2 protein-coding genes are annotated in these 2,334 nt (G+C 32.9%); one reads left to right on the top strand and one right to left on the bottom strand.

The annotated features are described in order from the left end of the window. The coding region (locus FTU37_RS16505) for a lipopolysaccharide assembly protein LapB (RefSeq protein WP_218954677.1) at nt 1-1,203 on the top strand (1,203 nt) is incomplete at its 5' end. A 227-nt stretch (nt 1,204-1,430) separates the two neighbouring features. Here the strand turns inward: FTU37_RS16505 and FTU37_RS16500 are convergent. After that, nucleotides 1,431-2,334 (bottom strand): Tn3 family transposase (locus FTU37_RS16500; RefSeq protein WP_180124669.1); only part of this gene is annotated, 904 nt, incomplete at its 5' end.

Here is a 2,334-nt window from a genome sequence, read left to right as displayed (position 1 = left end):
CTTCAACATTTTATTGAGGATAGGGATTGTTTAGCAGGTGCATTAAATATTAAGCAAATATGCTTAGATAAAATGGGAATTTCTGAGGAACTGGAAGAAACTATTAAGAAACGGGACACATTACTTGCTGCTTTGCCTACTCTCGAATCTGCACTTTTAGATAAAAATAGTGAGGATATAGATAACGATAGAATTAAAAGAAAAATTGAAATTATCAAAAATATTGAGGAATTGGGGAATATTCCAGAAAATGAGTTACAGTTCTTTATAGAAGAACAAATTGATATTCTTGAAAAGGATACGGATTCTTCAGCTAGAATAGCACAAGCCTATTTGTTAAGTTTCTATGGTGAAAATTTAATAAAAAAATCTAAATATCCTATAGCAATTGATTACTTTAGTAGAGCAAAAGCCCTTTATCCATCATTTATAAAAAATAACATCCTTTTATCAATGGCTTTGTATAAAAATCAGAACTATTCTGAAGCAATACAATTTAGTTTAGATTTAGCAAGGAAACATCCAACGGTTTCTCATGGATTTTATATTGCTGGATTATCTGCTTATAAAATAAGTGATTACAATTTAGCTGAACAGATGTTTGAAAGTGCTATTAAACTGGATCCAAACTTGGATCAAATAAGTGACTATTTGGAAAATACAAAATTAGAAATTCGTGAGCAGAGAATTCTAGGTGTTCAGCAAATTTCAAATTATAAAGCAGATATATTTCCAAGCACACATGATAGATTTTTAGATTATTTACAAGGTTTTAAATCTAGATGTCAAAAAAATGCAGATGCATTTTGGAAATCATATTCAAATCAAGAGTATGTTCAAAATCCAGAAAATATAGGTCGAGCATTATTGGTTCAAGATTTACAAGCATTAGTAAGTAATGCAAATATTTATAAAGAGACAGTTTTAGCTGGAGGTCGAATTGACTTAATCATTAATATTTTAGGAAGTGAGTTTATAGTTGAGCTAAAAATTTGTGGGAATGGATATTCTAAAACATATGCTGAAGGTGGTTTTGAACAACTTAAATCATATATGAGTGTTCGTGACGCAAAAAGAAGTTATTTAGTAATTTTTGATGCTCGAATAAAACAAGATGGAGTGAATTCTTTGCCAAAAGAGTATGATTTAGATGATGGAAAAATTGCTTTTTGTATAGGTGTAGATATTAGGAGTATGAAATAGTATTTTATAGATTAATTCTATCAGAGTGATAATAGTGAGAAAAATTTAAAGAAAAAGTATTCGAGCTACTAAAAATATTCTAAGTCATTATTACCCATAATCAGTTATTGATCTGGCTGAGAAGATGTGAGTAAAAATAAAAGTTTACTGGCTTCAACTCTGTCATATAGGTTCTTTTTCGCCTAATTAAGCTTTCAATAAACAAGATCTTATATCATCAATATTCTCTAGCTACCATCCAAACTAAACTCCACATCCACAGGATCAGGCACAACATTGATATCAATGATATAGTCCCCGAACCGTTTGATATGACTGGTGACGTAGGGGCTTAATCTGGCAATATCTTCTCGATTGACAGGATAGCCCTCATTGACCAGTTCTTTTAAGATACGAGTTTGATCCACTACATTGTGATAGATAAGAGCATTAGCCACTAAGTCATTATATTTAATGATCTTCTCTTGTTCCTCTGGATCATTTTCTGCAATCGTACCGCCACCACCAAAGAATAGCCATTTGGTAAAGCCATTATATGCTTCAACTTTATTAGTGGTTGCTGTAATTTGCTCACGCAAATCTAGGTCAGAAATATATTGTAGTAGAAAGACGGTTCGTACAACACGACCTAACTCTCGAAATGCTTGATATAAGCGGTTTTTACGACTGTAGTTACCAAGTTTCCGTAGAATCATGGAAGACGAAATTTTACCTGTTTTGATGGATAAAACGACTTGAAGCAAATCTTGCCAGTGGGTTTCGATAATTTCCCAATTCACCACATCTTTAAATAGGCTATCTATATGCTTATATTTCACATCTTTGCTAGGTTTGAACGTCTTTAGGTCATGCCAGTTTCGGATACGTGGCATAAGATTGATACCTAACAAATGAGCTAGAGCAAAAACTGGGGCAGATTGCCCTTGAGTATCTGCATGAATGGTATCTGGTTGAATGTCTGATTTATTTTGTAGTAAGCCTTCAATGATATAAATTGCTTCCCATACACCACATGGAATAAAGTGGCTAAACAGGGCAACATAATTATCTGCAACATGGTGATAGGCAATACCGCCATAGCCACCATACCGAATATGATATTCAGCCATCAGGTTTTGGTCATACATATCA

The sequence above is a fragment of the Acinetobacter sp. YH12097 genome (genome assembly GCF_013419225.1).
Classification (GTDB): Bacteria; Pseudomonadota; Gammaproteobacteria; order Pseudomonadales; family Moraxellaceae; genus Acinetobacter; species Acinetobacter amyesii.
This window is presented reverse-complemented; position numbering and strand designations above follow the sequence as displayed.